20 protein-coding genes are annotated in these 25,085 nt (G+C 73.1%); 9 read left to right on the forward strand and 11 right to left on the reverse strand.

Annotation, left to right across the window (positions count from 1 at the left end):
• Positions 1-107: 107 nt before the first annotated feature.
• Positions 108-968: a macro domain-containing protein gene (locus ACZ45Q_RS29115; protein WP_468266707.1), complete on the reverse strand. Its 861-nt coding sequence runs from the start codon at positions 966-968 to the stop codon at positions 108-110.
• 162 nt (positions 969-1,130) lie between these two features.
• On the opposite strand from ACZ45Q_RS29115, the gene ACZ45Q_RS29120 reads away from it, so the two are divergent.
• Positions 1,131-2,519, forward strand: coding sequence for a macro domain-containing protein (locus ACZ45Q_RS29120; RefSeq protein ID WP_468266709.1), 1,389 nt, complete (start codon positions 1,131-1,133; stop codon positions 2,517-2,519).
• Positions 2,520-2,616: 97 nt separating this feature from the next.
• On the opposite strand, the gene ACZ45Q_RS29125 is transcribed toward ACZ45Q_RS29120, so the two are convergent.
• From ACZ45Q_RS29125 to ACZ45Q_RS29150, 6 genes are all read right to left on the reverse strand, one after another.
• Complete coding sequence (locus ACZ45Q_RS29125; protein WP_468266789.1) at positions 2,617-4,110, reverse strand: HAMP domain-containing sensor histidine kinase; 1,494 nt, start codon at positions 4,108-4,110, stop codon at positions 2,617-2,619.
• Positions 4,111-4,164: 54 nt separating this feature from the next.
• On the reverse strand, positions 4,165-4,893 hold the full coding sequence (locus tag ACZ45Q_RS29130) for a response regulator transcription factor (RefSeq protein WP_468266711.1): 729 nt from the start codon (positions 4,891-4,893) through the stop codon (positions 4,165-4,167).
• A gap of 97 nt (positions 4,894-4,990) precedes the next feature.
• The gene (locus tag ACZ45Q_RS29135; RefSeq protein ID WP_468266714.1) at positions 4,991-5,623 is read right to left on the reverse strand and encodes an FMN reductase; all 633 of its coding nucleotides are present in this window, start codon (positions 5,621-5,623) and stop codon (positions 4,991-4,993) included.
• Positions 5,620-6,708: an LLM class flavin-dependent oxidoreductase gene (locus ACZ45Q_RS29140; protein ID WP_468266716.1), complete on the reverse strand. Its 1,089-nt coding sequence runs from the start codon at positions 6,706-6,708 to the stop codon at positions 5,620-5,622. Before ACZ45Q_RS29140 ends, ACZ45Q_RS29135 begins: the two co-directional genes overlap by 4 nt.
• Positions 6,709-6,786: 78 nt before the next feature.
• Complete coding sequence (locus ACZ45Q_RS29145; RefSeq protein WP_468266791.1) at positions 6,787-7,263, reverse strand: MarR family winged helix-turn-helix transcriptional regulator; 477 nt, start codon at positions 7,261-7,263, stop codon at positions 6,787-6,789.
• Between the two features lie 90 nt (positions 7,264-7,353).
• A complete protein-coding gene (locus tag ACZ45Q_RS29150; protein ID WP_468266718.1) occupies positions 7,354-7,833 on the reverse strand; it encodes a hypothetical protein in 480 nt (159 codons plus the stop codon).
• Between the two features lie 212 nt (positions 7,834-8,045).
• On the opposite strand from ACZ45Q_RS29150, the gene ACZ45Q_RS29155 reads away from it, so the two are divergent.
• Both ACZ45Q_RS29155 and ACZ45Q_RS29160 read left to right on the forward strand, forming a co-directional pair.
• Entirely contained in the window at positions 8,046-8,384 is a 339-nt protein-coding gene (locus ACZ45Q_RS29155; RefSeq protein WP_468266720.1) for a YnfA family protein, read from the forward strand.
• Positions 8,385-8,514: 130 nt separating this feature from the next.
• Positions 8,515-9,291: an SDR family NAD(P)-dependent oxidoreductase gene (locus tag ACZ45Q_RS29160; RefSeq protein WP_468266722.1), complete on the forward strand. Its 777-nt coding sequence runs from the start codon at positions 8,515-8,517 to the stop codon at positions 9,289-9,291.
• Positions 9,292-9,324: 33 nt separating this feature from the next.
• Here ACZ45Q_RS29160 and ACZ45Q_RS29165 read toward each other — a convergent pair whose 3' ends face one another.
• Positions 9,325-10,518, reverse strand: coding sequence for an RtcB family protein (locus ACZ45Q_RS29165; protein ID WP_468266723.1), 1,194 nt, complete (start codon positions 10,516-10,518; stop codon positions 9,325-9,327).
• A gap of 229 nt (positions 10,519-10,747) precedes the next feature.
• Here ACZ45Q_RS29165 and ACZ45Q_RS29170 point away from each other — a divergent pair, with 229 nt between their 5' ends.
• The 3 genes from ACZ45Q_RS29170 to ACZ45Q_RS29180 all read left to right on the forward strand — a co-directional run bounded on the left by ACZ45Q_RS29170 (position 10,748) and on the right by ACZ45Q_RS29180 (position 14,016).
• Positions 10,748-11,641, forward strand: coding sequence for a DUF3558 domain-containing protein (locus tag ACZ45Q_RS29170; protein WP_468266725.1), 894 nt, complete (start codon positions 10,748-10,750; stop codon positions 11,639-11,641).
• Between the two features lie 116 nt (positions 11,642-11,757).
• Positions 11,758-12,615 carry a DUF3558 family protein gene (locus ACZ45Q_RS29175; protein ID WP_468266727.1) on the forward strand — a complete coding sequence of 286 codons (858 nt, stop codon included), beginning with the start codon at positions 11,758-11,760 and terminating at the stop codon, positions 12,613-12,615.
• Between the two features lie 81 nt (positions 12,616-12,696).
• Positions 12,697-14,016, forward strand: coding sequence for a DUF2637 domain-containing protein (locus ACZ45Q_RS29180; RefSeq protein ID WP_468266729.1), 1,320 nt, complete (start codon positions 12,697-12,699; stop codon positions 14,014-14,016).
• Between the two features lie 122 nt (positions 14,017-14,138).
• Here ACZ45Q_RS29180 and ACZ45Q_RS29185 read toward each other — a convergent pair whose 3' ends face one another.
• Both ACZ45Q_RS29185 and ACZ45Q_RS29190 read right to left on the reverse strand, forming a co-directional pair.
• The gene (locus ACZ45Q_RS29185) at positions 14,139-16,352 is read right to left on the reverse strand and encodes a trypsin-like serine protease (RefSeq protein ID WP_468266731.1); all 2,214 of its coding nucleotides are present in this window, start codon (positions 16,350-16,352) and stop codon (positions 14,139-14,141) included.
• Positions 16,353-16,387: 35 nt separating this feature from the next.
• The gene (locus ACZ45Q_RS29190; protein WP_468266793.1) at positions 16,388-16,876 is read right to left on the reverse strand and encodes a hypothetical protein; all 489 of its coding nucleotides are present in this window, start codon (positions 16,874-16,876) and stop codon (positions 16,388-16,390) included.
• Positions 16,877-17,455: 579 nt separating this feature from the next.
• Here ACZ45Q_RS29190 and ACZ45Q_RS29195 point away from each other — a divergent pair.
• Positions 17,456-20,842, forward strand: a complete 3,387-nt coding sequence (locus tag ACZ45Q_RS29195; RefSeq protein ID WP_468266733.1) for a hypothetical protein — start codon at positions 17,456-17,458, stop codon at positions 20,840-20,842.
• Positions 20,843-20,933: 91 nt separating this feature from the next.
• Positions 20,934-21,317 (forward strand): hypothetical protein, encoded by a 384-nt coding sequence (locus tag ACZ45Q_RS29200; RefSeq protein WP_468266735.1) that lies wholly within the window; start codon positions 20,934-20,936, stop codon positions 21,315-21,317.
• A 99-nt stretch (positions 21,318-21,416) separates the two neighbouring features.
• On the opposite strand, the gene lysS is transcribed toward ACZ45Q_RS29200, so the two are convergent.
• Positions 21,417-23,159, reverse strand: coding sequence for a lysine--tRNA ligase (gene lysS / locus ACZ45Q_RS29205; protein WP_468266737.1), 1,743 nt, complete (start codon positions 23,157-23,159; stop codon positions 21,417-21,419).
• A gap of 150 nt (positions 23,160-23,309) precedes the next feature.
• Between lysS and argS the strand changes: the two genes are divergently transcribed.
• Positions 23,310-25,082, forward strand: a complete 1,773-nt coding sequence (argS, locus tag ACZ45Q_RS29210) for an arginine--tRNA ligase (protein ID WP_468266739.1) — start codon at positions 23,310-23,312, stop codon at positions 25,080-25,082.
• Positions 25,083-25,085: the final 3 nt, after the last annotated feature.

Genomic DNA, 25,085 nt, shown 5'->3' on the forward strand with positions numbered 1-25,085 from the left:
CCGCCGGCCCGCGCGGCACGGCGGTTCGTGTGCCGCCCGGGGGACGGCACAACCGCCCCCGGGGCGGACCCGAGCACCTGCGGGCCCGCCTCGGGGGCGGCGGCGTTTCAGCCGGTGTCGCCGGGGTCGGACGCCAGCACCCCGAGGAACGCGGCGACCTCGGTCATGTCGACGCGCTCGGCCTCGGCCGGACGCAGGACGATCCGCAGCTCACGGCAGATCACCCGTTCCCTCGACCGGGTGATGAAGGACAGCAGTATCAGCCGCAGCAGGCTCTCCTCGTCCAGCCCGTGCAGGCGGGACAGCCCCGAGCCGATCAGCGGCAGCGCCACCCGGTCCAGCTGCCCGTGCCGGTGGACCGCGTCCCACACCCGGTTGAGGCTCAGCCACAGCTCCTCGGTGCTCGACCGGGCGACGAAGTCGTTGCCGATCCGGCTGTAGGCGACCGCGAACACCAGCCGCGGCCGGGTCCCGAGCACCGCGACCGTCCCCACCGGGTAGCGGTCCAGCTTGCCGTGCGGCTTGTCCGCCCGCCGCTCGCGGGCCACCGGCGCCACCTCGCGCAGCGCCGCCCGAAGCTCCCCGTCGAGGCGCTCGGTGTCACCGCCGTAGCGGCGGTGCAGCAACTGGCCCTGCACGCTGGCGCCGTTGATGACGATGCCGTCGCGCACGTCGGTGTCGAAGGTGTCGCTGAAGCCGACGACGAGATGCGCCGGCTCCTCGAAGAGGTCGCCGCGCCCCACCGACACGGTCATGTTCGGCCGCCGGAAGTCCTGGGCCACGGCCGTGGGCCGGCGGCTGCGCGCCACCGCCCAGGCCAGACAGAGCAGCACCGAACCGCCGAGCACCGGCGCGGGGTCCAGCACCTCGGGAAACAGCTGGCCGACGAACTGCACGACCGCCGACACCCCGCCGAACGCGGCCATCGCGCTGACCACGAACGCCCGCCGCCCCCGGGCCCCGCCCACCGGCCGCCACCCCGCCCGCCGTATCCGGCCCGGACCGGGCGTCCGGCCCCTCACCGAACCCCTGAAAACCACAACTCCCCCAAATCCCCGCTTGGTAGTCTGCCGAGACCGCTCCCGCGGCCTGAGACGGGGGGAGCGCGGAGCGAGTGGAGACCACGTGTCATGACGCGCATCCGGGTCTGTGTACTGGGGCGGACCAGGGTCGAGGTCGACGGCGAGCCGGGCCGCCTGACCCCGCTGACCAAGCGATTACTCCTGCGGCTGGTGGCGGCCGAGGGCGATCCGGTGCCGGTCCGGCGGCTCTACCAGGACGTGTGGGGCGCCTCCCACACCGGTCCCGGACAGGCCGGCCGGGCCCGCAACGAGGTCCAGAAACGCGTGCTCGAACTGCGCCGCGCCCTCGACCCCGCGCAGGACGGGACCGGCCAGCGCGTGCTGCGTACCGAGCAGTTGCTCGCGGCCCCGACGCCCGAGACGGCGTACCGGCTGGCGCTCGGCCGTGACGAACTGGACTGCGCGGAGTTCACCGAACTGGTCGGCTCGGCGCTCTTCGCGGCCCCGGCGTCGGCGGCGCACCAGCTCATGACCGCCCTGGACCTGGTGACGGGCCGTCCGCTGGCCGACCTGAGCGACGAGCCGTTCGCCCGGCCGCTGGTGCGCCGGCTCACGGCGCTGCACGAGACGGCCCGACGCCATCTGATCACCGCGCACACCGAACTGGGCCGCTACGACCTGGCGGTGCCCGTGGCCGAGCGCCTGGCGCTCCAGCGGCCGGACGACCCGGAGGTCACGGCGCTGCTCCAGACGCTGCGCTCCCGGCTGCGGGAGCGGCACGGCCAGGAACTGCTGCGCCAGCCGATCCCCGGGTCCGGCCGCGACCTGGTGGTGGTCCGCGGCGACCTGTTCGCCCAGGACGACGCCAATCTGGTGGTCGGCTTCACGGACACCTTCGACACCGCCACCGAGCAGGACCTGGTCATCAGCCGGGACAGCGTCCAGGGACAGCTGGTGGAGCGCCTGTTCAACGGCGAACGCAAACTCCTCGACGACCGGCTCCAGGCGGGGCTGCGCTCCGTCACGCCCTGCGGCACCGAGCGCCCCCAGGACAAGCCCCGGGGCCGGCGGGTCCGCTACCCCCTCGGCACCACCGTGCCCCTCGTGGTCGACGGCCGCCGGGTGTTCGCGGTCGCCTACTCCCGGCTCGGCAACGACCTGGTGGCCCGCTCCGCACCGGACGACCTGCGGGCCAGCCTCGACTCCCTGTGGCGGTCGGTCGCCCGGTACGGCATGTTCAAGCCGGTGGCCATACCGCTGGTCGGCACCGGACTGGCCCGGGTGGTCGAACTCGACCGTACGCAGCTGCTGTTCATGATCATAGAGAGTTTCGCCGCGCACGCCCGCCGGGAACCGACCACCGCACCCGAGCTGCGCGTCGTCATCCGCCCCGACGATCTCGCGAGGACGGACCTGGCGGCCGTCGGCGGACTGCTGCGCACCCTGCCCGGCACGGCCGGCGCCGACGCCGATGCCGCGGCTCGTGGGGCCCCTTGACGTCGTCATACGCCCATCCGACCCGGACCCCCGCTTCCGCCACCAGCGGCAGGAGGGTTCCAGGGCGCTTCCGGATCACTTCGGGCTCACTTCCGGGTCACTTCCTGTGCCCTTCCGGCGGGGCGCCGTCCTCGCCGGTCCCCCGGCCGACCGCAGTCCCCTGGCCGACCGTGAAGCCGATCACCGAGCCGCCGCCGGCCCGGCGGGAGGCGAACGGCGCCCCTCCGTGGGCCAGGGCCACCTCGCGCACGATGGACAGGCCGAGGCCGGAGCCGGGCCGGGAACGGGCGTCGGCGGCACGGTAGAAGCGGTCGAACACCCGGGTCAGATCGATGTCGGCGATACCGGGGCCGCGGTCGCGGACCTCGACCCGTACGACCCGGGCGGCAGCTCCCCCGGCGGGCCCCGGCGCCCGGTGGCGGTCCGGGCCGGTCACGGTGACCTCGATGGGGGCCACCCCGTCGGGGTCGAACTTGGTGGCGTTCTCGACCAGGTTGGAGAGGGCCCGGGTCAGCATCCCCGGCCGGCCCTGCACCGCGGTGTCGCCGCCGGCCTGCACGACGATCGTCCGGCCGGTACGGCGGCGGGCCGGCCCCGCCACGTCGTCGGCGAGTTCGGCGAGGTCCACACGCTGCGGCGGCTCGGTGTCCGACTGGCCGGCGGCCAGGTCGACCAGCTCGTTGACCAGGTCGGTCAGTTCACGGGCCTCCTGGCCGAGGTCGGCGACCAGCTCCTCACGGGTGTCGGGCGGCAGCTCGTCGATCCGGCGCAGCAGCGAGATGTTGGTGCGCAGCGAGGTCAGCGGCGTCCGCAGTTCGTGACCGGCGTCCTGGACCAGCCGGCGCTGGTCCTCCTCCGACTGGGCGAGCCGGCCCAGCATGCGGTCGAAGGCCCGGCCGAGGCGGCCCACCTCGTCGTGCCCGGTGACGGGGACCTGGATGCCGAGCCGCCGGGTGCGGGCGACGTCCTCGGCGGCGGCGGTCAGGGCGACGAGACGGCGGGTGATGCGCCGGGCCAGCCACCAGCCGAACAGCCCCGCGGCCACCACCACCGCCGCCATCAGCAGCAGCGTCCGCCGTTGCAGCGCCCGCAGCAGGTCCTCGGTGTCGCTGAACTCCTGCGCCACCTGGACCGCGCCCCGGCCGCCGCCCAGGGCGACGGTCGTCACGCGGTAGACGTCGGCGCCGACGTACACGTCCTGGTGCGCCACCATCCGCCCGGCGGTGCCGGCGGCGGCGACCCTCCGGTCGGCGTCGGTGACGGGCAGCCGCGGACCGGAGTCGTCGGTCACCGTGCCGTCCGGGCCGAGCACCTGCACGTCGGTGCGGGCCGGGCGCACCACGTCGTGGCCGGGCGCGGAGGAGAGGAAGTCGCCGGGGGTCATCCGCTGCTGCCGCACCTCGTCCCGCAGCTCCCGCACGACCTGGCCGAAGACGGTCTCCTGGTCGACGCGGACCAGCCGGGCGGCGGCGCTGTACGAGAGCACCCCGACCAGCACCGTGACCACGGCGGTCACCGCCGCGAACGACACGGCGAAGGTGGTGCGCAGCGAGGTCAGCCGGGGCCTGCGCCCGTAGGGCACCGCCCCCACGGGCGGCGGCGCGTAGCCCCCGGGCCCTCGCGAGCCCGGCTCGGGAGCGGGCACTCAGTCCTCCCGCAGCACGTAGCCCACCCCGCGCACCGTGTGGATCAGCTGCGGCGCGCCCGGCTCGTCGAGCTTGCGGCGCAGATAGCCGACGTAGACGGCGAGGTTCTTCGAGCCGGGCCCGAAGTCGTAGCCCCAGATCCGGTCGTAGATGGTGGAGTGGTCGAGCACGATGCCCGCGTTGCGGACCAGCAGGGCCAGCAGCTCGAACTCGGTCCGGGTCAGTTCCAGTTCGCGTTCGCCCCGCCAGGCGCGGCGCGCCGCCGGGTCCATCCGTACACCGGCCGCCCCGAGGTGGCGGGCCGGTGGCTGCTCCGGCGCCTTCGGCGCCCGGGCCGGCGCCGTCCCGGCCGCCCCCGCGGAGGCGGTGCGGCGCAGCAGGGCGCGCAGCCGGGCGAAGACCTCCTCGACGTCGAACGGCTTGACGACGTAGTCGTCGGCACCGGCGTCCAGCCCGGCGATCCGGTCGGCGGTCTCCACCAGCGCGGTCAGCATCAGGATCGGGGTCGGGTCGCCCTGGGCGCGCAGTTCCCGGCAGACCTGGAGGCCGTCGAGGCCGGGCATCATCACGTCCAGCACGAGGACGTCCGGCCGGCCCCGGTGGGCCTGCGCGAGCGCCTCGACGCCGTCGGCGACCGCGGTGACCCGGTAGCCCTCCAGGGTGAGCGCGCGCTTCAGGGCGTTGCGGATGGCGCGGTCGTCCTCGGCCAGCAGCACGGTCTGGGTCACCCGTCCAGTCTGCCAAGGGCTCCGGGCAGGGCCCGGGCGGGGCGGAACCCCTCTTACCCGTCTCTCACCCGCGCCGCCCCGAGCGGCCCCGGAAGGCTCACCCGGCCTGCCGCAGCGCCGCGAGCCGTTCCTCGAACGGCACGACCTCGGGCACGTCGGACGACGGCCCCGGAACCTCGGGCACGTCGGACGACGGCTCCCGGGCGGCGACCCGGCCCCGCGTCAGCGCCGCCAGCTCCCCCGCCGCCCGCTCGATGCGCACGTCGAGACCTTCCGCGCCGCCGGCTCCCCAGTCCTCCGAGGCGGCGTACACCCCGGTCGGGACGACCACGGCCTTGAGGTGGGCGAAGAGGGGGCGCAGGGCGTGGTCGAGGACGAGGGAGTGCCGGGCGGTGCCGCCCGTCGCGGCGATCAGCACCGGCTTGCCGGCCAGCGCGTCCTGGTCGTGCACGCTCAGCACGTCGAAGAAGGACTTGAACAGCCCGCTGTACGACGCCGAGAACACGGGCGTGACGACGATCAGCCCGTCGGCGCCCGCCACCGCGTCGAACGCGGCGGCCAGGGCCGGCCCGGGGAAGCCGTTGGTGAAGTTGTGCGCGATCTCCACGGCGAGGTCGCGCAGCTCGATCACCTCGGTGCCGCTCGCACCGGTGGCGGCGGCCAGCCGGTCGCCCAGCAGCCGGGTCGAGGACGGGACGCCCAGCCCCGCCGATACGACGACGAGCTTCATGCGGCGTTCTCCTTCCTGGCGTCGGCCAGCAGCGAGGCGTGGGTCGGCGCGTCCGGCACGTCGGCGGGCCGGTTCTCGGCGAACTCCCGGCGCAGCACCGGCACGACCTCCTCGCCCAGCATGTCGATCTGCTCCAGCACGGTCTTCAGCGGCAGCCCGGCGTGGTCCATCAGGAACAGCTGGCGCTGGTAGTCGCCGGCGTACTCCCTGAAGCCCAGCGTCCGCTCGATCACCTGCTGCGGGGAGCCGACGGTCAGCGGGGTCTGGGCCATGAAGTCCTCCAGCGAGGGCCCGTGCCCGTAGACCGGCGCCACGTCGAAGTAGGGCCGGAACTCGCGCACCGCGTCCTGGCTGTTCTTCCGCATGAACACCTGGCCGCCGAGGCCGACGATCGCCTGCTCGGGCGTGCCGTGCCCGTAGTGGGCGTAGCGGCTCCGGTACAGCTCGACCATCCGCTTGGTGTGGTCGGCCGGCCAGAAGATGTTGTTGTGGAAGAAGCCGTCGCCGTAGTAGGCCGCCTGCTCGGCGATCTCCGGGGAGCGGATGGAGCCGTGCCAGACGAACGGCGGCACGCCGTCCAGCGGGCGGGGCGTGGAGGTGAAGCCCTGGAGCGGGGTGCGGAACTTCCCCTCCCAGTCGACGACGTCCTCGCGCCACAGCCGGTGCAGCAGGGCGTAGTTCTCGACGGCGAGGTTGATGCCCTGCCGGATGTCCTGGCCGAACCAGGGGTAGACGGGCCCCGTGTTGCCGCGGCCCATCATCAGGTCCACGCGGCCGTCGGCCAGGTGCTGGAGCATCGCGAAGTCCTCGGCGATCTTCACCGGGTCGTTCGTGGTGATCAGCGTGGTGGAGGTGGACAGGATCAGCCGTTCCGTCCGGGCCGCGATGTAGCCGAGCATCGTGGTGGGGGACGACGGCACGAACGGCGGGTTGTGGTGCTCGCCGGTCGCGAAGACGTCCAGCCCGACCTCCTCGGCCTTCAGCGCGATGGCGACCATGGCCTTGATGCGCTCGCGTTCGGTCGGCGTACGGCCGGTCGTCGGGTCCGGTGTGACATCGCCGACGGAGAAGATCCCGAACTGCATGGTCGCTCAACCTCCAAGTTGTTGACCGTTCAACTATACCGCTGAACGAACCCCCTGTCGGTCTTATTCCACCCCCGCTCAGACCGCTCCGCCCCGCAACCGCTCCACCTGCGTCGCGCTGAACTCCGTCGTACGCCGCAGATGATCGATGAGCAGCGTCAGCTGGGCCTCGTCCAGGTCCTCGAAGAGCGTCCCCCAGCCGTCGCCGAGCCGCTGCCACATCCGCCGGAACTCGGCGATCCGCTCCGGCACCGTCGCCACCAGCACCCGCCGCCGGTCGGCCGCGTCCCGCTCCCGGACGACGTACCCCGCCCGCTCCAGCCGGTCCACCAGCCGCGTCGCCGAACCGGTCGTCAGCCCCGTCAGCTCGGCGATCCGGCCCGTGGTCACCGGGCGCCCCTCCAGGACCAGCAGGTTCAGGCACTGGAGATCGGTGGGGTGCAGGCCGAGCCGGTCGGCCGCGGCCTGGTTGAACAGGGCGTACGAGGCCAGACAGCGACGGGAGACGGTGGACAGCTCGTCCAGCAGCCGCTCCCGCTCCCTCCCGGCACCCATGCCGCTCACCTCCGCCTCCCTGAGCACGTCCGCGGCCTGCGGGCCCGCCCCGGGCCCGTCCCCTGCCGTCGGCCCCGGCCGCGGCCCTGGTCAGAAGTGATACGCGTCCCCCGTACCGAGGACGAGCACCCGCTGCCGGTCGTTGTGCCGGTTGCGGTCCACCGCACCGCCGCCCCACACCGTGTCCAGCTCCAGCACGACCTCCGAGGGCGCGTCCGGCAGCCACACCCGCAGCGCGATGCGCTCGCCCACGCCGTCCGCGGCCAGCGCCCCCGTCCGGCACAGCACCACCCGCGGCTCCGAGCGGGTGCAGCCCGCCGGCAGCTCCTGCCGCGCCGCCGGAGCCGTCGACCAGCGCAGCCGCACGGTCGCGTCCGGCACGGCGGCGGGCCCGTGGTTGACCGGCACGAAGGCGACGTCCACCCGGTCGCCGACCAGGACGGCCGAGCCGTGGTACGCGAGATCGGCCTCGGGCTGTGCCGCGGCGGCCGCGTTCCCGCCCGCACCCCCGGCGGCGGCCATCAGCGCGGCCCCGCACACCGCGAGCACCCGCACCACCGGCTTCGGCATCGACGCCTCCCGCACCCATCTCGTCGGACGGTCCGCACATCAGGTCACAGGCATGTATGCCACGTGAACGGGACACCAGGCGCCCTCCATCAGGTGACGTGGGCGGACGACGCCTGCGCGGCGCGACGCCGGGGACGAGCCAGTGGTGGCGGTGGCGGCACGTCCGCGGACGCGCCGAAGGGCCGGGACGGCGGCCGTGCGAAGCTGCCCCCATGCTGGTCCTGCGCTCCGCCGCCCTGTTCGTCGTCGCCGCCCTGTTCGAGATCGGCGGGGCCTGGCTGGTCTGGCAGGGTGTGCGCGAGCACCGCGGCTGGCTGTGGGTCACCGGCGGGGTCCTCGCGCTCGGCGCCTACGGCTTCGTCGCCACCTTCCAGCCCGACGCCCACTTCGGCCGCATCCTCGCCGCGTACGGCGGGATCTTCGTCGCCGGTTCGATCCTGTGGGGCGTGGTCGCGGACGGCTACCGGCCCGACCGCTGGGACATCACCGGGGCGCTGATCTGCCTCGCCGGCATGGCCGTGCTGATGTGGGCCCCGCGCAACGGCGGCTGACCCGCCCCGGCTCCGGCCCGGCTCCGCCCCTGCCCCTGCCCCCCCGGAGCCTCGGCGTCCGCCCGCTCCCGGCGCCCGCCCGTCACTTACGCTGGGCGGCGACCGGTCGTCCCTTGCCGAGGAGCAGCCCATGGCCACCGCCGCACCGTCCGCCGCGTCCCGCATCGCCGTCGTCACCGGTGCGAGCAGCGGCATCGGCGCCGCCACCGCCCGGCAGCTCGCCGCCGCCGGCTACCGGGTCGTCCTCACCGCCCGCCGCAAGGACCGCATCGAGGCGATCGCCGAGGAGATCCAGGCGGCCGGCCACAAGGCGACGGCGTACCCCCTGGACGTCACCGACCGCGCGGCGGTGGACGAGTTCGCGACCGCGTTCAGGACGGTCGGCGTCCTCGTCAACAACGCGGGCGGCGCGCTCGGCGCCGACCCGGTGGCCACCGGCGACCCGGACGACTGGCGCCGGATGTACGAGACGAACGTCATCGGCACCCTCAACCTCACCCAGGCCCTGCTGCCCAAGCTGGAGGCGAGCGGCGACGGCACGGTGGTCGTCGTCTCCTCCACCGCCGGCCACGCCACCTACGAGGGCGGCGCGGGCTACGTCGCCGCCAAGCACGCCGAGCACGTGCTCGCCGAGACCCTCCGCCTGGAGATCGTCGGCCGCCCGGTGCGCGTCATCGAGATCGCGCCCGGCCTGGTGAAGACCGACGAGTTCGCCCTGACCCGCTTCGGCGGCGACGCGGACAAGGCGGCCAAGGTCTACGAGGGCGTGGCCGAGCCCCTCACCGCCGAGGACGTGGCCGACACGATCACCTGGACGGTCACCCGGCCCGCCCACGTCAACATCGACCTCCTCGTGGTCCGCCCCCGCGCCCAGGCTTCGAACACCAAGCTCCACCGGGAGCGGTGACGGCCGGCGGCGGTCTCGAGCGCCGGCGTAGCGTCAGCCCTTGACGCAGACGACCTGCTTCAGCTTCGCCACGACCTCCACCAGGTCCCGCTGCTGGTCGATGACCTGCTCGATCGGCTTGTAGGCGCCCGGGATCTCGTCCACGACCCCGGAGTCCTTGCGGCACTCCACGCCCCGCGTCTGCTCCTCCAGGTCCCGCGTGGAGAAGCGCCGCTTCGCCGCGTTGCGGCTCATGCGCCGGCCCGCGCCGTGCGAGGCCGAGTTGAAGGACATCGGGTTCCCGAGGCCCTTGACGATGTAGGAACCGGTGCCCATCGAGCCCGGGATGATGCCGTACTCGCCGGAGCCGGCCCGGATCGCTCCCTTGCGGGTCACGAGCAGGTCCTTCCCGTCGTAGCGCTCCTCGGCCACGTAGTTGTGGTGGGCGCTGATCTCGGGCTCGAAGACCGGCTTGGCCTTCTTGAACTCCTTGCGGACCACGTCCTTCAGGAGCGCCATCATGATCGAGCGGTTGTACCTGGCGTACTCCTGCGCCCAGAACAGGTCGTTGCGGTACGCCGCCATCTGCGGGGTGTCCGCGACGAAGACGGCGAGGTCGCGGTCGACCAGGCCCTGGTTGTGCGGGAGCTTCTGGGCGATGCCGATGTGGTGCTCGGCGAGCTCCTTGCCGATGTTGCGGGAGCCCGAGTGCAGCATGAGCCACACCGCATCAGACGTATCCACGCACACTTCGACAAAGTGATTCCCGGAGCCGAGGGTGCCCATCTGCTTCGTGGCCCGCTCCTCACGGAACTTGACCGCCTCGGCCACCCCGTCGAACCGCCCCCAGAAGTCGCTCCACCCCGCCGTGCCGAAGCCGTGCAGCCGCCCCGGGTCCACGGGGTCGTCATGCATCCCCCGCCCCACCGGAATCGCCTGCTCGATCCTCGACCGCAGCCGGGACAGGTCCCCGGGGAGGTCGTTCGCCGTCAGCGACGTCTTCACCGCCGACATCCCGCAGCCGATGTCCACGCCCACCGCCGCCGGGCACACCGCGCCCCGCATGGCGATCACGGAGCCGACCGTGGCGCCCTTGCCGTAGTGCACGTCCGGCATCACGGCCAGGCCCTCGACCCACGGCAGGGTGGCGACGTTCCGCAGCTGCTGGAGGGCGCCCTCCTCGACCGTCCCCGGGTCGGTCCACATCCGGATCGGCACCTTCGCGCCCGGCATCTCCACATACGACATATCGTCCTCATTCCCCCGGAAAGCAACAGAAGTCTCAAAGCGCAAAACCGGCGCCAAGGTCAATGAACGGGACAACCGACCGGCATCCACGGCAGCGCGTGCGATACACATTGTCTCCAGGGGCGGCCCCCGTGCGGCAAGCGAATAACCAGCGGGGACACTGGACGCCGGGCCGGCCCCGCCGTTCCGCCCCGTCCCAGCGGACCCCACCGTCGAGAGGATCCTGACCGTGCAGCGGAAGGCGTACGTACCCGGCGCCGCGGCGCTCCTCGCGGCGCTGCTGGCCGGCTGCACCGGCGGCTCCGGCGAGGGCGGCGCCGCGGACGACTCCAACCCCGGCGACCCCGGCGCCGCGTCGGCGGCGGCCGAGCCCGGCAGGTACCGCACCCTGCCCGACCCGTGCACCGTGATCCGGCAGGACACGCTCGACGCGCTGCTGCCCGGCATCACGCAGATCGCGGACCCGGAGCAGCGCGAGAAGGCCTACGAGGGCGAGCCGACGCTCACCTACGACACCGACCGCAAGGTCGGCTGCGACTGGAAGGTCGAGGCCGCCGAGGCCACCAACCATCTGTTCGTCGACTTCGAGCGGGTGGTGTCGTACGACGGCTCCGTCAGCGACGACGACCAGGCGCAGACCCTGTTCGCCTCGAAGGAGCTGGCGGCCGACCTGCCCGAGCCGGCCGCGGGCTCCTCGGCGACCGGGGACGAGTCGGCCGACCCGAGCGCCTCCTCGTCGGGCTCCACCTCTCCGTCCCCCACCTCCTCCGCCTCCTCCGCTTCCTCCAGTTCGTCTCCTTCTTCGGGTTCATCCGGTTCCTCCGGTTCGCCCTCCTCGTCGGCGTCGTCGGGTTCCCCGTCTCCCGGCGGCACCCCCTCCGAGCTCCAGCCCCGGCTGCTCGACGACCTGGGTGACGAGGCGTTCCTGGACGACGAGCTGAACAGCTCCGGTTCGACGGCGAAGCGCCGCACGGTGACTGTGGCGTTCCGCACGTCGAACGTCATCGTGACCATCGAGTACGTCGAGCAGCCGACCACGGTCGGAGTCGTGCCCGACAGCAAGGAAATGCAGGACAGGGCGCGGAAACTGGCCGCCGGGCTGGCGGACTCGCTCGGCGGCTGAGCCCCGTTCGCCGCGTCGCGCCCTCGTGGGCGAAGTCCGGCGACCGGGACCGCCCGGTTGGCGCAGCGCGTACCGTGACCTCTCGGACCCGTTCCACCGCAGGAACCACGAGCGTCATGAGTGAAGGAACCATGCAGCGACGAGCCCAGCGAGCCCAGCACGACCAGCAAGCGAAGCGCCGCCACCGCGTCCTCGTCTGCGCGGCAGCCGTCCCCGCGGTGCTGGTGGCCGCCGGCTGCTCCTCCGGCTCCGGCTCCGAGAGCGGCGGTGACAAGAGCGCCGAGAAGTCCGCCTCGGCGTCCGCGACCCCGTCGCCGACGGTGCGGGCGGCGGTGTACCGGCAGCTTCCCGAGCCCTGCTCCGTCCTGTCGGAGAAGACCCTCGGCGAACTGGTGCCGAAGGGCACCAAGTCGGGCAAGGAGGGTGCGTCGAACGACACCTCGGCCCGCGGCAGCTGCTCCTGGGACAGCCTGGACAACAACGGCGTCAAGGGCTCGCAGTTCCGCTGGCTGAACGTCTCGATGCTGCGCTTCGAGTCGGACGTCGCGCGCGGCGCGGGCGACGAGCGGGCGCAGGAGTACTACCAGAAGCAGGTCGAGGACGCGAAGTCGGTCAAGGACGCCAAGTCCACGAAGGCCGAGCCGTTCTCCGGGACGGGCGACGAGGCCACGGCCGTGCGCTACGACCTGAAGAAGAAGGAAGGCACGTTCAAGCAGCAGACCGTCGTGGTCCGCGCCGAGAACGTCGTCGTCACGGTCGACTACAACGGCGCCGGCCTCGCCGGGGAGAAGACCCCGGACGCCGACGATCTGATGAAGGACGCCCGGAAGGCGGCCAAGGAGGCGGTGGCCGCGGTGGCCGAGGCCAACGAGGGCGACGGCGGGTCCGCTGCTTCGACGTCCCCGTCGGACAAGGCCTCCGAGGGCGCGACCAAGGAGTCCTCCGACGGCGACTCGTCGTCCCGCAAGAGCTGACGCGGCACACCGGCCACCCGTCCCCCGCACACATGTGCCACTCTGTTGCGCGCAACAACAGGCACTGGGAGGGGAGTACGGGTGGCCGCGCCACTGAAGCTGACACGGATGCACCGCGTTCTCATCGGCGTGGTCGTCTTCGGTGCCGTCATCATCGCCGCGATCGGCTTCGCGGGTTCGTACGCGGCCGTCCGTGAGCTTGCCGTCAAGAAGGGCTTCGGGGACTTCAGTTACGTCTTCCCGATCGGAATCGACGCCGGCATCTGCGTCCTGCTGGCCCTGGACCTGCTCCTGACGTGGATCCGCATCCCGTTCCCGCTGCTGCGTCAGACGGCGTGGCTGCTGACGGCGGCGACGATCGCGTTCAACGGCGCGGCGGCCTGGCCGGACCCGCTGGGCGTGGGCATGCACGCGGTGATCCCGGTGCTGTTCGTGGTGGCCGTGGAGGCGGCCCGGCACGCCATCGGCCGGATCGCCGACATCACCGCGGACAAGCACATGGAGGGCGTCCGGCTGACCCGCTGGCTGCTCTCCCCGCTGCCGACGTTCCTGCTGTGGCGGCGGATGAAGCTGTGGGAGCTGCGCTCCTACGACCAGGTGATCAAGCTGGAGCAGGAGCGGCTGGTCTACCAGGCCCGGCTGCGCTCCCGCTTCGGCCGCGGCTGGCGCCGCAAGGCCCCGGTGGAGTCCCTGATGCCGCTGCGACTGGCCCGCTACGGCGTGCCGCTGGCCGACACCGCCCCGGCGGGCCTGGCGGCGGCGGGCATCGAGCCGGCGCTGCTGCCCCCGGCGCCGCAGCAGCAGGCCCTCGACGCGGCGCCCGGGGCCGACCCGGCGGCAGCCGGTGGGGCGGCCGGGGCGGGGCACGACGCGCGGCAGGCGGCGCCGGCCGGCGGGCAGCGCCTCCAGCTCGGCGTGGTGCCCGGCGCAGGGCGCCGCGCCGAGCCGCCGGAGCCGGACGAGAGCCCGTGGTTCAACACCCCGCGCCAGGTCGAGTACCAGGGCGGCTACGACCCCACCTACGACCCGGCCGAGCAGTACGCCCAGTGGTACGAGGAACAGGAGCGGGCGGACCAGTACCGCGACCAGTACGAGGAGGAGCCGCCGCTCCAGGAACCCGCCCCGGAGGAGACGGGCAGCTTCCCGATACCGGTGGGCCCGAACCGCACCCGTGAGCTCGGCGACGGCGGCGGCGTCCCCGACCCGGAGCCGGACGAGGACGCCTATTACCAGGTCTTCAAGAAGTCGATCACCGGCAGCGGCTATCCGACGCCCCGGGAGTTCGGTGAGAACGCCGAGGCGGAGTTCGGCATCGCGCTCGCCCCGGACGAGGCCAAGCGCATGGTCAACCGGTTCACCAACCGCTACAACGCGGAGCTGGAGGAGGACCACATCGCCTGACCGGCATCGCCCGACCGGCACCCGCGGACACCGTGGACACCGTGGACACCGTGGACGGCGAGGGGGCGCCCGGCGAGTGCCGGGCGCCCCTTGTCGTCGTAGCGGGTGTCCGCCGCGGTCGGTCAGCGGGCCGCGTGGCCGAAGCGGACGCCGGCGGCGGGCAGTCCGCCCTGGCCGGGCTGGTAGGTGGTGACCGCGGTGGAGGTGCCGCCGGCCGTCACGTTGGCCATCGGCATGGCGTACAGGACGCCGTGGCCGGTCGGGCCGTAGGGCATGCCGACGTAGAGGTGGCGGTCGGTGAAGTGGATGCTGCTGCCGAGCCGCTGGTCGGCGCCCGGGGCGGTGGGTATGCCGTCGCCGTCCCCGGCCTCGACCCAGTGGTCGCTCGCGCCGGGGCTGCCCAGCATCGAGAAGGTGATGACGGCGCCGGCGTTCTTCACCGTGCCGATGGCCTCGCCCGGGATGCCGACGGCCATCTTCAGCGTCGCGGCGCTGCTGACGGCGCGCGGCGCGGTGTTGACGGCGGTGACGGTCTCGCCGAAGCGGTCGCCCGACTCGGAGGTGCCGGCGACGTCGTCGTCGGGGGTGCCGGAGGTGTAGGCGTCGAGCTGGCCGTGGCCGCCGGCGGCGGTGATCCGGAAGGTCAGCACGGAGCCGGTGTCCGTCTTGGCGACGCCGCCGACGGTGAGGTCCTCGCCGGGGGAGCCGACGGCGAGGATCGACTCGGTGGCCGTCGCCGCGCCCGCGGGCCGGTAGGGGACCAGCGCGACGGAGGCGCCGAACAGGTCGCCGGGCTCGGCGCCGCCGGAAACGCTGTCCAGGTCCTGGTCGAGCCCGAACAGCGGGGTGGGCCGGTTCTCGGAGTTCAGCGTGTGCGAGAAGACGGCCACGCCGCCGGCCTCGGCGTCGGTGCCGATCGCCTCGCCGGGCGCGCCGACGGCGATGTGGCGGGCGTCGGCCGCGAGGCTGGAGCCGTAGCGGTCGCCGGCCTCCGCGGTGCCCGGCACGCCGGTCTTGTCCTGGTGGACGGCGATGTTGGTGCTGCCGTGCACGTAGATCACCGAACCGGCGTCGGCGAGGCTGCCGAGGCTCTCGCCCGGTGCGCCGATGACGATGTAGGGCTTGCCCTCGGTGGTGGTGCCGGCGGCCAGCGCGTGGCCGAGGCGGTCGCCGGCCTCGGAGGTGGAGGCCGCCAGGGCTCCGTTGCCCGCGCCCTGCTCGTAGTGGGTGGCCTTGGCGGCGCCGGTGCCCAGGCCGCCGGGGGCGCCGTGGAGGATGTCGACCATGCCGGCGTCGGTGGCGCCGCCCAGGTTCTCACCGGGGGTGCCGACGACCAGGTCGGTGCAGCCGTCCTCGTCGTAGTCGACGGTGGCCAGGGACTCGCCGAAGCCGTCGTTGGTCTCGGAGCCGCCGGGCACCCAGTCGAGGTCCTGGTCGATCTGGGCGGTGCCCCTGCCGCCGCCGTACACCACCCGGACCAGGCCGGCGCCGGTGTCGCCGCCGACGGTCGCCTCGGGGTCGGAGACGGCGATGTCCTCGACGCCGTCGCAGTTGAAGTCCGTGACGCGCGGGGCGCCGGTCTTGGACGCCACCCAGGAGCCCAGGTCGTCGACGCGGGCGGCGATGCCGCCGGTGCGGGTCTCGGTGTCGTCGATGCCGAGGCAGCCGCCCTGGTAGGACCGGCTGGCCAGGGCGACGAGCCGGTGCGCGCCGTCTGAAGTGCGCACCAGCGGGCCGCCGGTGTCGCCCATGCACGCGGCGACGCCGTCCTTGCCGGTGACGGTGGCGGTGGTGGCGTCGGCGGCGTCCACGGAGAACGCGCCGGTGTGCAGGTTCAGCGGCGCCCACTCGGTGGCGGTGCGGCCGTACCCGGCGAGCTTCAGCTCCTCGCCGGCGGCGGGCGCCGTGCCGGCCAGGGCGACGGGGGCGACGTCGGTGACGGGACGGTTCAGCCGGGCCAGGACCACGTCGCGGTCGTTGCGGGGCACGAGTTCGACGACCTCGCGGACGGCGCCGCCGGTGCCGGTGAGGTCGGAGCGGCCGATGGTCGCGGTGGTCTTCAGGGCGGGCTTGCCCGCGGGCACCGCCAGGCTGTCCACCGGGTCGGCGGCGAAGCAGCTGGCCGCGGTGAGCAGCCACTCGGCGTCGACCAGGACACCGGAGCAGCCCCGGTCGTGGTTGCCGACGATCAGCTGGGCGGCGTAGGCGTGGGTGGTGTCGCCGGCCGGGGAGGCGGGGCCGGTCACGGCGGCGGCGGGCATCGCGGAGAGCGCGAGCGAACCGGCCGCCAGGGCCGCGCCGAACGCGGCGAGGCGAACGCGTCTGGTGGAGTGCATGGAGGTCGTGTCCTTACGTTCCTGCTGTGCGGCGGCTACTTGGCGGAGCGGATTTCCACGAGCATGTGCTCGCGGCCCTGCTCGTCCGCGCTCTCACCGACGGCAGTCCAGGTGTTCTTGTCCAGGTCGAAGGACTTCTCCTCGGCACCCACGGTCATGTCGACCTGCGTGGTGTAGTCGTTGCCCTTCATGGAGTAGACGGCGGGGATCTCCAGGGTCAGCCAGCCGGAGTCGCCCACGACCTTGAAGCAGACCTTGCCCGAGTGGCGCCGTGCCAGGACCTCGATGAAGCCCGTGCCGCTGGCGCAGTCCACCAGGGTGATGTGCCCGTCGCCGCGCTTGAGGACGATGTTCTGCTCGGCCAGGATCTTGTCCGCGTCGGGGTAGTTGAAGTCCTCGACCGCGTAGCCGGGGGCGCCCTCGGCGACCGTCGTGGTGGTGTCGGCGCGGTCCGGGCCGGCGCCGGTGAGCGCGCCCGACAGGGCCGCCCAGGCCAGGGCGCCGGCCGCCGTCGCGGCGGCCATGGTCCGCACGAGGAATCTCTTCCTCTGCTTTTTTTCCGTGAATTCCGAAGATTCGGTACGGGCCTTCATCGTGCTCCAAGAGTCGTCGGTTTTCCACCCCCGGGCAAAACAGTTCCTCACCACGGGGACGGCGCACTCCGATAGCACGTCAGGCAGCGGAGACCCACGGCGAGGAAACCGCCGAAGAGGGTTTCCACTTCGCCGTGACGCGCAAAGGAGAGGCAGCTTGCACGTGTCTCCGCGAGCCGCTCGCCCTCCATGCAATCCACCTCTTCATGACCTGTCCACCGCACCAACTGTTCAAATCCGGACGTAAGTTGAGGCCACGAAGTGACTCCCGTCACACGCCCGAAAGGTTGTGGTAATCGGCGTGAAGAATCTGTGGAGATCCATCGTCGCTTTTTTCGCATGGCTCGAATTCTCGGCAGAACACTTGAAAGGGACCCGAGGGCGTCCGGTTGAACTCCCTTTGTCCGGCACCAATTGACGGTCCGTGAGAAATATGAATGGCTAGGAGGTCGCGTCACGACAGATTTCCGTCGAGTGCCGCACGGCACTTACCTGAAGGACGACATCCCCATGGAGACAGTGTTCTGGAGCCGGCGCCGCCTGCTCGGCACCCTCGCCGCCGTCACGGCCGCCGCCGCCACACCCGGTGCGCTCGCCCTGCCGGCCCGCGCCGCCACACCGGCGGCCACGACGACGGACGAACCGCCCAAGCCGTTCGAACTCCCGGACACCGACCGGGCGAAGGTGGTCAGGGCTTGGCTGACCGGCGGCAAGGCGACCAGGGCCGCCGCGGCGGACGCGCTCTACGGCACGGACGCGGACGTGCGGACCTTCCTGACCACGACGCTCCCCGCGGTGACGGCGGAGGACAACCGCGTCGCGGTCGCCGCCTACCTCCCCAGATCCGGCGTGGGGCTGCGCCGCGAGGCCTCCGCCGCGCTGGACGGCGGGGACGCCGCGGTGGCCGCCTTCCTGGACGGCGGCTTCAGACCCGCCCTGCTGGAAGACCTCCAGGTGGCCACGGCCACGGTCTCGGCCACCGGCGGCAAGGGCGTCAAGCGCGAGGCGTCCGCGGCGCTGGACGCCGGCACCGAGCAGGCCCTCGTGGACTTCCTCTCCGAGGGCCGGTTCACCGCCCGCGAGGAGGACATGCGGGTGGAGACCGCCACCATGCTGATGTCCGGCGGCCCGGAGGTGCAGAAGTACGCCGACCGCGCGCTCAGCGGCAGCCGGCAGGACGTGGAGTGGTTCCTGGACACCGGGCAGCACATCGCGCGCGCCCGCGACCAGGAGGCCGCGACGATCGAGGAACTCGTCGCCGTCGTCGAGCGCGAGGGCAAGCGCGCCCAGGCCGAGACCGACCTGGCCGTCGAGGCCTCCGAACGCGCCAAGACCGCCGCCGAGAAGGCGAAGGAGGCGGCCGAGAAGGCCGCCGCCGAGGCCGAGGCCGCCCAGGACGACGTGGCCAAGTCCGGTGCGGCGGCCCGCAAGGCCGCGAGCGCCGCGCGGGGCGCCGCGAAGGCCGCCCGCAACGCCATCAGCGCCTCCCACGCCGCCGTCGCCGCCTCGCGCCGCGCCTCGTACGCGGCGACCGCCGCCGCGCAGGCCGCCGCCACCGCCGGCCGCGCCGCGTCCCGCGCGTACAACGCGGCCATCGCCGCCTCCAAGGACGCCGGCAAGGCCGAGGCGGCGAAGAACGCCGCCGTCGCCGCCCGCAACGGCGCCGCCCGCGCCCGTACGGCCGCCAAGGCCGCCGACTACGCGGCCACCGCGGCCTCGCAGGCGGCCGGCGCCGGTTCCGCCGCCGCGTCCGCCGCCCGCAACGCGGCCGCCGCCGCCAACGCCTCGGCGCAGGCGGCCACCGCCGCGGGCGTCGCCCAGTCCGAGGCCGCCGAGGCCAGGCGCCAGGCCGAGATCGCCAACAGCGCGGCCAACCGCGCCACCAACGCCGCCTCCACGGCACAGGCCCTGGCCAACCAGGCCGCGACCGCCGCCCGCAGCGCACGCGACGCCGCCAACTCCGCGGCGGCGCACGCCGACAACGCCGCCGACGCGGCCGAGGAAGCGGTCGAGTACGCGGGCCAGGCCATCGACTACGCCAACAAGTCCACCGCGCACGCCGCCGAGGCGATCAAGGCCGCGCAGACCGCCACCCAGGCCGTCGCGGACGCCGAGGCGGTGGAACAGGCGGCCCGCGACGCGGAACTGGCCCGCCTGGAGGAGGACAAGCTGGACGGCCTGGCGGAGGCCCGGCTGCTCGCCCGGCAGGAGGCGGAGGAACGGGTCGCGCTGGAGAACCGGCGCACCCAGGACGAGCAGACGGCCCAGGCCCTCAAGGACCGGATCGCCGCCGCCGAGCAGGCGCTGGCCGACGGCGACCTCGCGCTGGCCGCCACCCTGGGCCGCAAGGCCGCCCTGGGCCTGGCCTCCGCGAAGGGCGCCTGGACCCGCGAGGCCGCCCAGTTCGCGCTGTCCGGCACGGACGCGGACGTGCACGCCTGGATCGACGCCGACCGGGCCCTCGCCGAGGAGCAGGACGACCGGGAGACCGCCCTGCACATCGCGGAGGTGGGCTCCGCGGAGGTCGGCAACGCCGTGCACGCGGCGCTGACCAGCCAGACCGCCGGCGCCGTCAAGGCCTTCCTCGCCGACGGCCTGCTCGAGGCCGTGGCCGAGGACCGGCGGGTCAGCATCGCCTCCATCCTGTCCACCGACCCGGGCCCGGCCGTCGTGGCCGCGGCCAACGCCGCGCTCGACGCCAACACCCCGCAGGCCCTCCAGGACTTCTTCGACCGCACCTACCCCGAGGCGGTACGGGACGACGACGGCGTCGCCACCGCCGCCCTGCTCAACTCCGGGGGCATCTACACCAAGGCCTACGCGGAGGTCGCCCTCGAGGGCCCGACGTGGATGCGCCGGAACTTCATCAGCCTCGCCCAGCACAAGGCCGCCCGGCTCGACCACGACTCGGCCACGCACATCGCCGCGATCCGCGGTGCCATCGCGGCGGCGGCCAAGATCGCCTACAAGGCGCAGGAGGACGCGGAACTCGCCTCCAAGGCGGCGGCGGAGGCCCGCAACGCGGCCGACGAGGCCGCGCAGTGGGCGGACAAGGCGATCGCCTCGGCGAAGAAGGCCGACACCTACGCCGCGCAGGCCAGGCAGAACGCCGACGACGCGGACGCCTCCGCCCAGGCCGCGCAGGCCTCCGCGAACAAGGCCAAGGCCGCGGCGGAGACCGCCCGCAAGGCCGGCCGTGCCGCCAACTACTCGGCGAACCGGGCCATCGACTCCGCCCGCAGCGCCGCACGCTCCTCCTACAGCGCCCAGGCCTCGGCCAACAGCGCGCGCCAGTCCGCGCTCGCCGCGGGCCAGGACGCCAAGGCGGCAGCGGCGGCGGCCACCGACGCCCGCCGCATCGCCTCCGAGAAGCGCCAGGCGGAGGCGGCGGAGGCCGCCCGCCGGGCCGCCGAGGAGGCGCGGCGGGCCAGGGAGGAGGGCAGGAACCCCGCCGACAGCCCGACGCACGACCGGACCAACTCCGGCGGCAGCGAGGGCGACAAGGACGAGTGGTGGAACGACGCCCAGTTCTACGCCGACGCGTTCAACTGGATCAGCATCGGCTCCGGCTTCCTCGCGGCGGGTGCCGCGTTCGTCGCGCCGTGGACCGGCCCGTTCGCGCCGTTCGTCGCCGCCGCGGCGGGCGTCCTCGGCTGGGTCTCGCTGGGCTCGGCCGCGCTCAGCACGCTGTTCACCGGCATCGAACACGGCTTCGACAGTGCCGAGTTCGCCGGCTCCCTGATCGGTACGAGCCTGGGGCTGCTCACGTTCGGCCAGTCGAAGTGGATCGGGGCCACGCTGGAGGGCGTGGTGTCGCCCGTCGCCAAGCGGGTGACGCAGCTCGGCAGCGACATCATCTCGCCCATCACCGGTACGCTGAGTTCCCTTTTCGGGTGATCACAGGATGACCGCCGACCGCTGATCCGACCGGAGTGGGGGACCGGGCCGACGAGACCGGTCCCCCTGCCCCGGGCAGAAGGGCGCCCCCATGCTCACGTCCGTACCGCTCGCATGGCTGTGGCTGCTGGCCGCGGCCGCCACGGCCCTGTCCAGCTGCGTCCTGGGCAGCTGGATCCCCTTCCGGAAGTTCCGCATCGCCTACCCGGTGACCATGGTCACCCTCGGCGCGGTGATGGTCGTCATCTGCCGGGTGCAGGGCTTCGGCCTGGCCGAGGCGCTCGTCATGTACTCCTGCGCCCACATCGGCCTGACGCTCGGCCTGCTGCCCCAGCGGACGCTGTTCCGGGAGGTGCTCCAGCGGTGGCGCCGGGGCGAGCCCACCCACCACCTCAAGCCGCGGGCCGGGCACCAGGTCTTCCTCGCCGTCTGCGTGGTCGGCGTCCTGCTCGCCGGCTTCGCCCTGACCCGCTGAGCGGACGGCCCGGCCCGCCGAGCACAGGGGGGGGCGCCCGGCGAACACCGGGCGCCCCCTGTGTCGTACGAGGCTCGTACGGGGCCCGTACGCGGCGGCCTACGCGCCGAGCAGGCGCCGCACCCGCTCCTGTCCCACCGCCAGCAGCAGCGTGGGCAGCCGCGGACCGGTGTCGCGGCCCACGAGCAGGTGGTAGAGCAGGGCGAAGAAGGACCGCTGGGCGGTCTTGATCTCCGGCGGCAGCTCCTTCGGCGTGGCGTCGGCGGAGAACCCGGCCTGCACCTTGGGCACGCCGTAGACGAGGTGGGTCAGCCCGTCCAGCGACCAGTGCTCGGCCAGCCCGTCGAGCAGCAGCCGCAGCGACTCGCGGTCCCTGTCGTCCAGCGACTTCACCAGCTCGGCGTCGGGCTCCTCGCGCACGATGGTCCGCTGGTCGGCGGGGACGTACGTGTTGATCCACGCCTCGGCCTTGTCGTACCGCGGCCGGGCCTCGGCGAGCGAGGACAGCGGGTCGGACGGGTCCAGCTCGCTGAGGATGCGCAGCGCCTGGTCCTCGTGCCCGGCGGTGATGTCGGCGACCGAGGCCAGCGTGCGGTACGGCAGCGGCCTCGGCGTCCGCGGCAGCTCACCGGCGGCCGTGCGCACCGCGCGGGAGTGGGCGGCGGCGTCGGCGGGCAGCGCGGTGCCGTCGGCGACCTTGGCGTCGAGCCGGTCCCACTCGTCGTACAGCCGCTGGATCTCCTGGTCGAAGGCGATCTTGAAGGACTGGTTGGGCTTGCGGCGCGCGTACAGCCAGCGCAGCAGCTGCGGCTCCATGATCTTCAGCGCGTCGGCCGGGGTGGGCACGCCGCCCTTGGACGACGACATCTTCGCCATGCCGCTGATGCCGACGAACGCGTACATCGGCCCGATCGGCTGCTTGCCGCCGAAGATCCCGACGATCTGCCCGCCGACCTGGAACGACGACCCCGGCGAGGAGTGGTCGACGCCGCTGGGCTCGAAGATCACGCCCTCGTAGGCCCAGCGCATGGGCCAGTCGACCTTCCAGACCAGCTTGCCGCGGTTGAACTCGCTCAGCCGGACCGTCTCGGAGAAGCCGCACGCGGTGCAGGCGTACGTCAGCTCCGTGGAGGCGTCGTCGTAGGAGGTGACGGTCGTCAGGTCCTTCTCGCAGTTGCCGCAGTACGGCTTGTACGGGAAGTACCCGGCGGAGCCGGAGCTGCCGTCGTCCTCGCTCGCCGCGCCGGAACCTTCCGCCGCCTCCAGCTCGGCCTCGTCCACCGGCTTCTGCGACGGCTTCTTGCCGGTCTTCGGCTTGGTCCGGTACTGGGCGAGGACCGCGTCGATGTCCGCGCGGTGCTTCATGGCGTGCAGGATCTGCTCGCGGTAGACCCCGGAGGTGTACTGCGCGGTCTGGCTGATGCCGTCGAACTCCACGCCCATCTCGCCGAGCGCCTCGACCATCGCGGCCTTGAAGTGCTCGGCCCAGTTCGGGTGCGCGGAGCCCTTCGGGGCGGGGACGGAGGTGAGCGGCTTGCCGATGTGCTCGGCCCAGGACTCGTCGACGCCCGCGACGCCGGCCGGCACCTTGCGGTAGCGGTCGTAGTCGTCCCAGGAGATCAGGTGCCGGACCCGGTACCCGCGGCGGCGGATCTCGTCGGCGACCAGGTGCGGGGTCATGACCTCGCGCAGGTTCCCGAGGTGGATGGGGCCGGAGGGGGACAGCCCGGACGCGACGACGACCGGTTTGCCCGGGGCACGACGCTCCGACTCGGCGATGACCTCGTCCGCGAAACGGGAGACCCAGTCGGTGGTCTCTGTGCTCTGAGCCACGATCGGCACGTCCTTCTTTCTCCTCTTGGGCAGCCGGTACGGTCGCACGGCTGACCGCTCCATTGTCCCAGCCGCCACCGCGTCCGCGAAAACCGGTTTACCCCCATGGGATACTGGCCGGGTCTATCCATCCCCACGAGGAGAACGGCACCCCAACTTATGGCCTCGGTCACGTCCCTCAGCGACTCCGTCCAGCAGCAGCTCGCGTCCGCCCTGACGGCCACCCGGCCGGAGGCGGCCGGCGCGGACCCGCTGCTGCGACGAAGCGACCGGGCCGACTACCAGGCCAACGGCATCCTCGCGCTGGCCAAGAAGGCCAAGGCCAACCCGCGCGAGCTGGCCGCCGAGGTCGTCTCGCACGTCACCACCGGTGATCTGATCCAGGACATCGAGGTCTCCGGCCCCGGCTTCCTGAACATCACCGTCGGCGACCGGGCGATCACCGAGAACCTCGCCGCGCGGTACGCGGACGACACCGGCCGCCTCGGCGTCCCCCGCGCCGAGCACCCGGGCACCACGGTGATCGACTACGCCCAGCCGAACGTGGCCAAGGAGATGCACGTCGGCCACCTGCGCTCCGCGGTGATCGGCGACTCGGTGACGCAGCTGCTGGAGTTCACCGGCGAGCAGGTGGTCCGGCGCCACCACATCGGCGACTGGGGCACCCAGTTCGGCATGCTCATCCAGTACCTGGACGAGCACCCGCACGAGCTGGACCACAAGGCGGGCGACGACCTCCAGGCCTCCGGCGAGGAGGCCATGTCCAACCTCGACCGGCTGTACAAGGCGGCGCGGAAGAAGTTCGACTCCGACGAGGAGTTCAAGACGCGCGCCCGGCGCCGGGTGGTCGACCTCCAGGCGGGCGACCCGCAGACGCTGGCCATGTGGCAGAAGTTCGTGGACGAGTCGAAGATCTACTTCTTCTCCGTCTTCGACAAGCTGGACATGGAGATCCGCGACGCGGACATCGTCGGCGAGTCCGGCTACAACGACATGCTCGCCGAGACCTGCCGCCTCCTGGAGGAGTCCGGCGTGGCCGTCCGCTCGGAGGGCGCGCTGTGCGTGTTCTTCGACGACATCAAGGGCCCGGACGGCAAGCCGGTCCCGCTGATCGTGCAGAAGTCCGACGGCGGCTACGGCTACGCGGCCACCGACCTGTCGGCGATCCGCGACCGCGTGTTCCACCTCAAGGCGAACACGCTGCTGTACGTGGTCGACGCCCGCCAGTCGCTGCACTTCAAGATGGTCTTCGAGACCGCGCGGAAGGCCGGCTGGCTGAACGAGGACGTCAAGGCCGTCCAGCTCGCCTTCGGCACCGTGCTCGGCAAGGACGGCAAGCCGTTCAAGACCCGTGAGGGCGAGACGGTCCGGCTGGTCGACCTCCTCGACGAGGCGGTCGACCGCGCCGCGGCGGTGGTCCGGGAGAAGGCCCAGGACCTGTCCGAGGAGGAGATCGCCGAGCGCGGCGCCCAGGTGGGCGTCGGCGCGGTGAAGTACGCCGACCTGTCGACGTCGGCCAACCGCGACTACAAGTTCGACCTGGACCAGATGGTCTCGCTCAACGGCGACACCTCGGTCTACCTCCAGTACGCCTACGCCCGGATCCGGTCCATCCTGCGCAAGGCCGGCGACGCCCGCCCGCAGCCCCGCCCGGAGCTGGCGCTGCACGAGGCGGAGCGCGCCCTGGGCCTGCACCTCGACGCCTTCGCGGAGACGGTCGCGGAGGCGGCGGCGGAGTACGCGCCGCACAAGCTGGCGGCGTACCTGTACCAGCTGGCGTCGCTGTACACGTCCTTCTACGACAAGTGCCCGGTGCTGAAGGCCGAGACGCCGGAGCAGGTGGCCAACCGGCTGTTCCTGTGCGACGTCACGGCGCGGACGCTGCACCGGGGCATGTCCCTGCTGGGCATCCGCACCCCCGAGCGGCTCTGAGCG

The sequence above is a fragment of the Streptomyces sp. NPDC031049 genome (assembly GCF_055571015.1).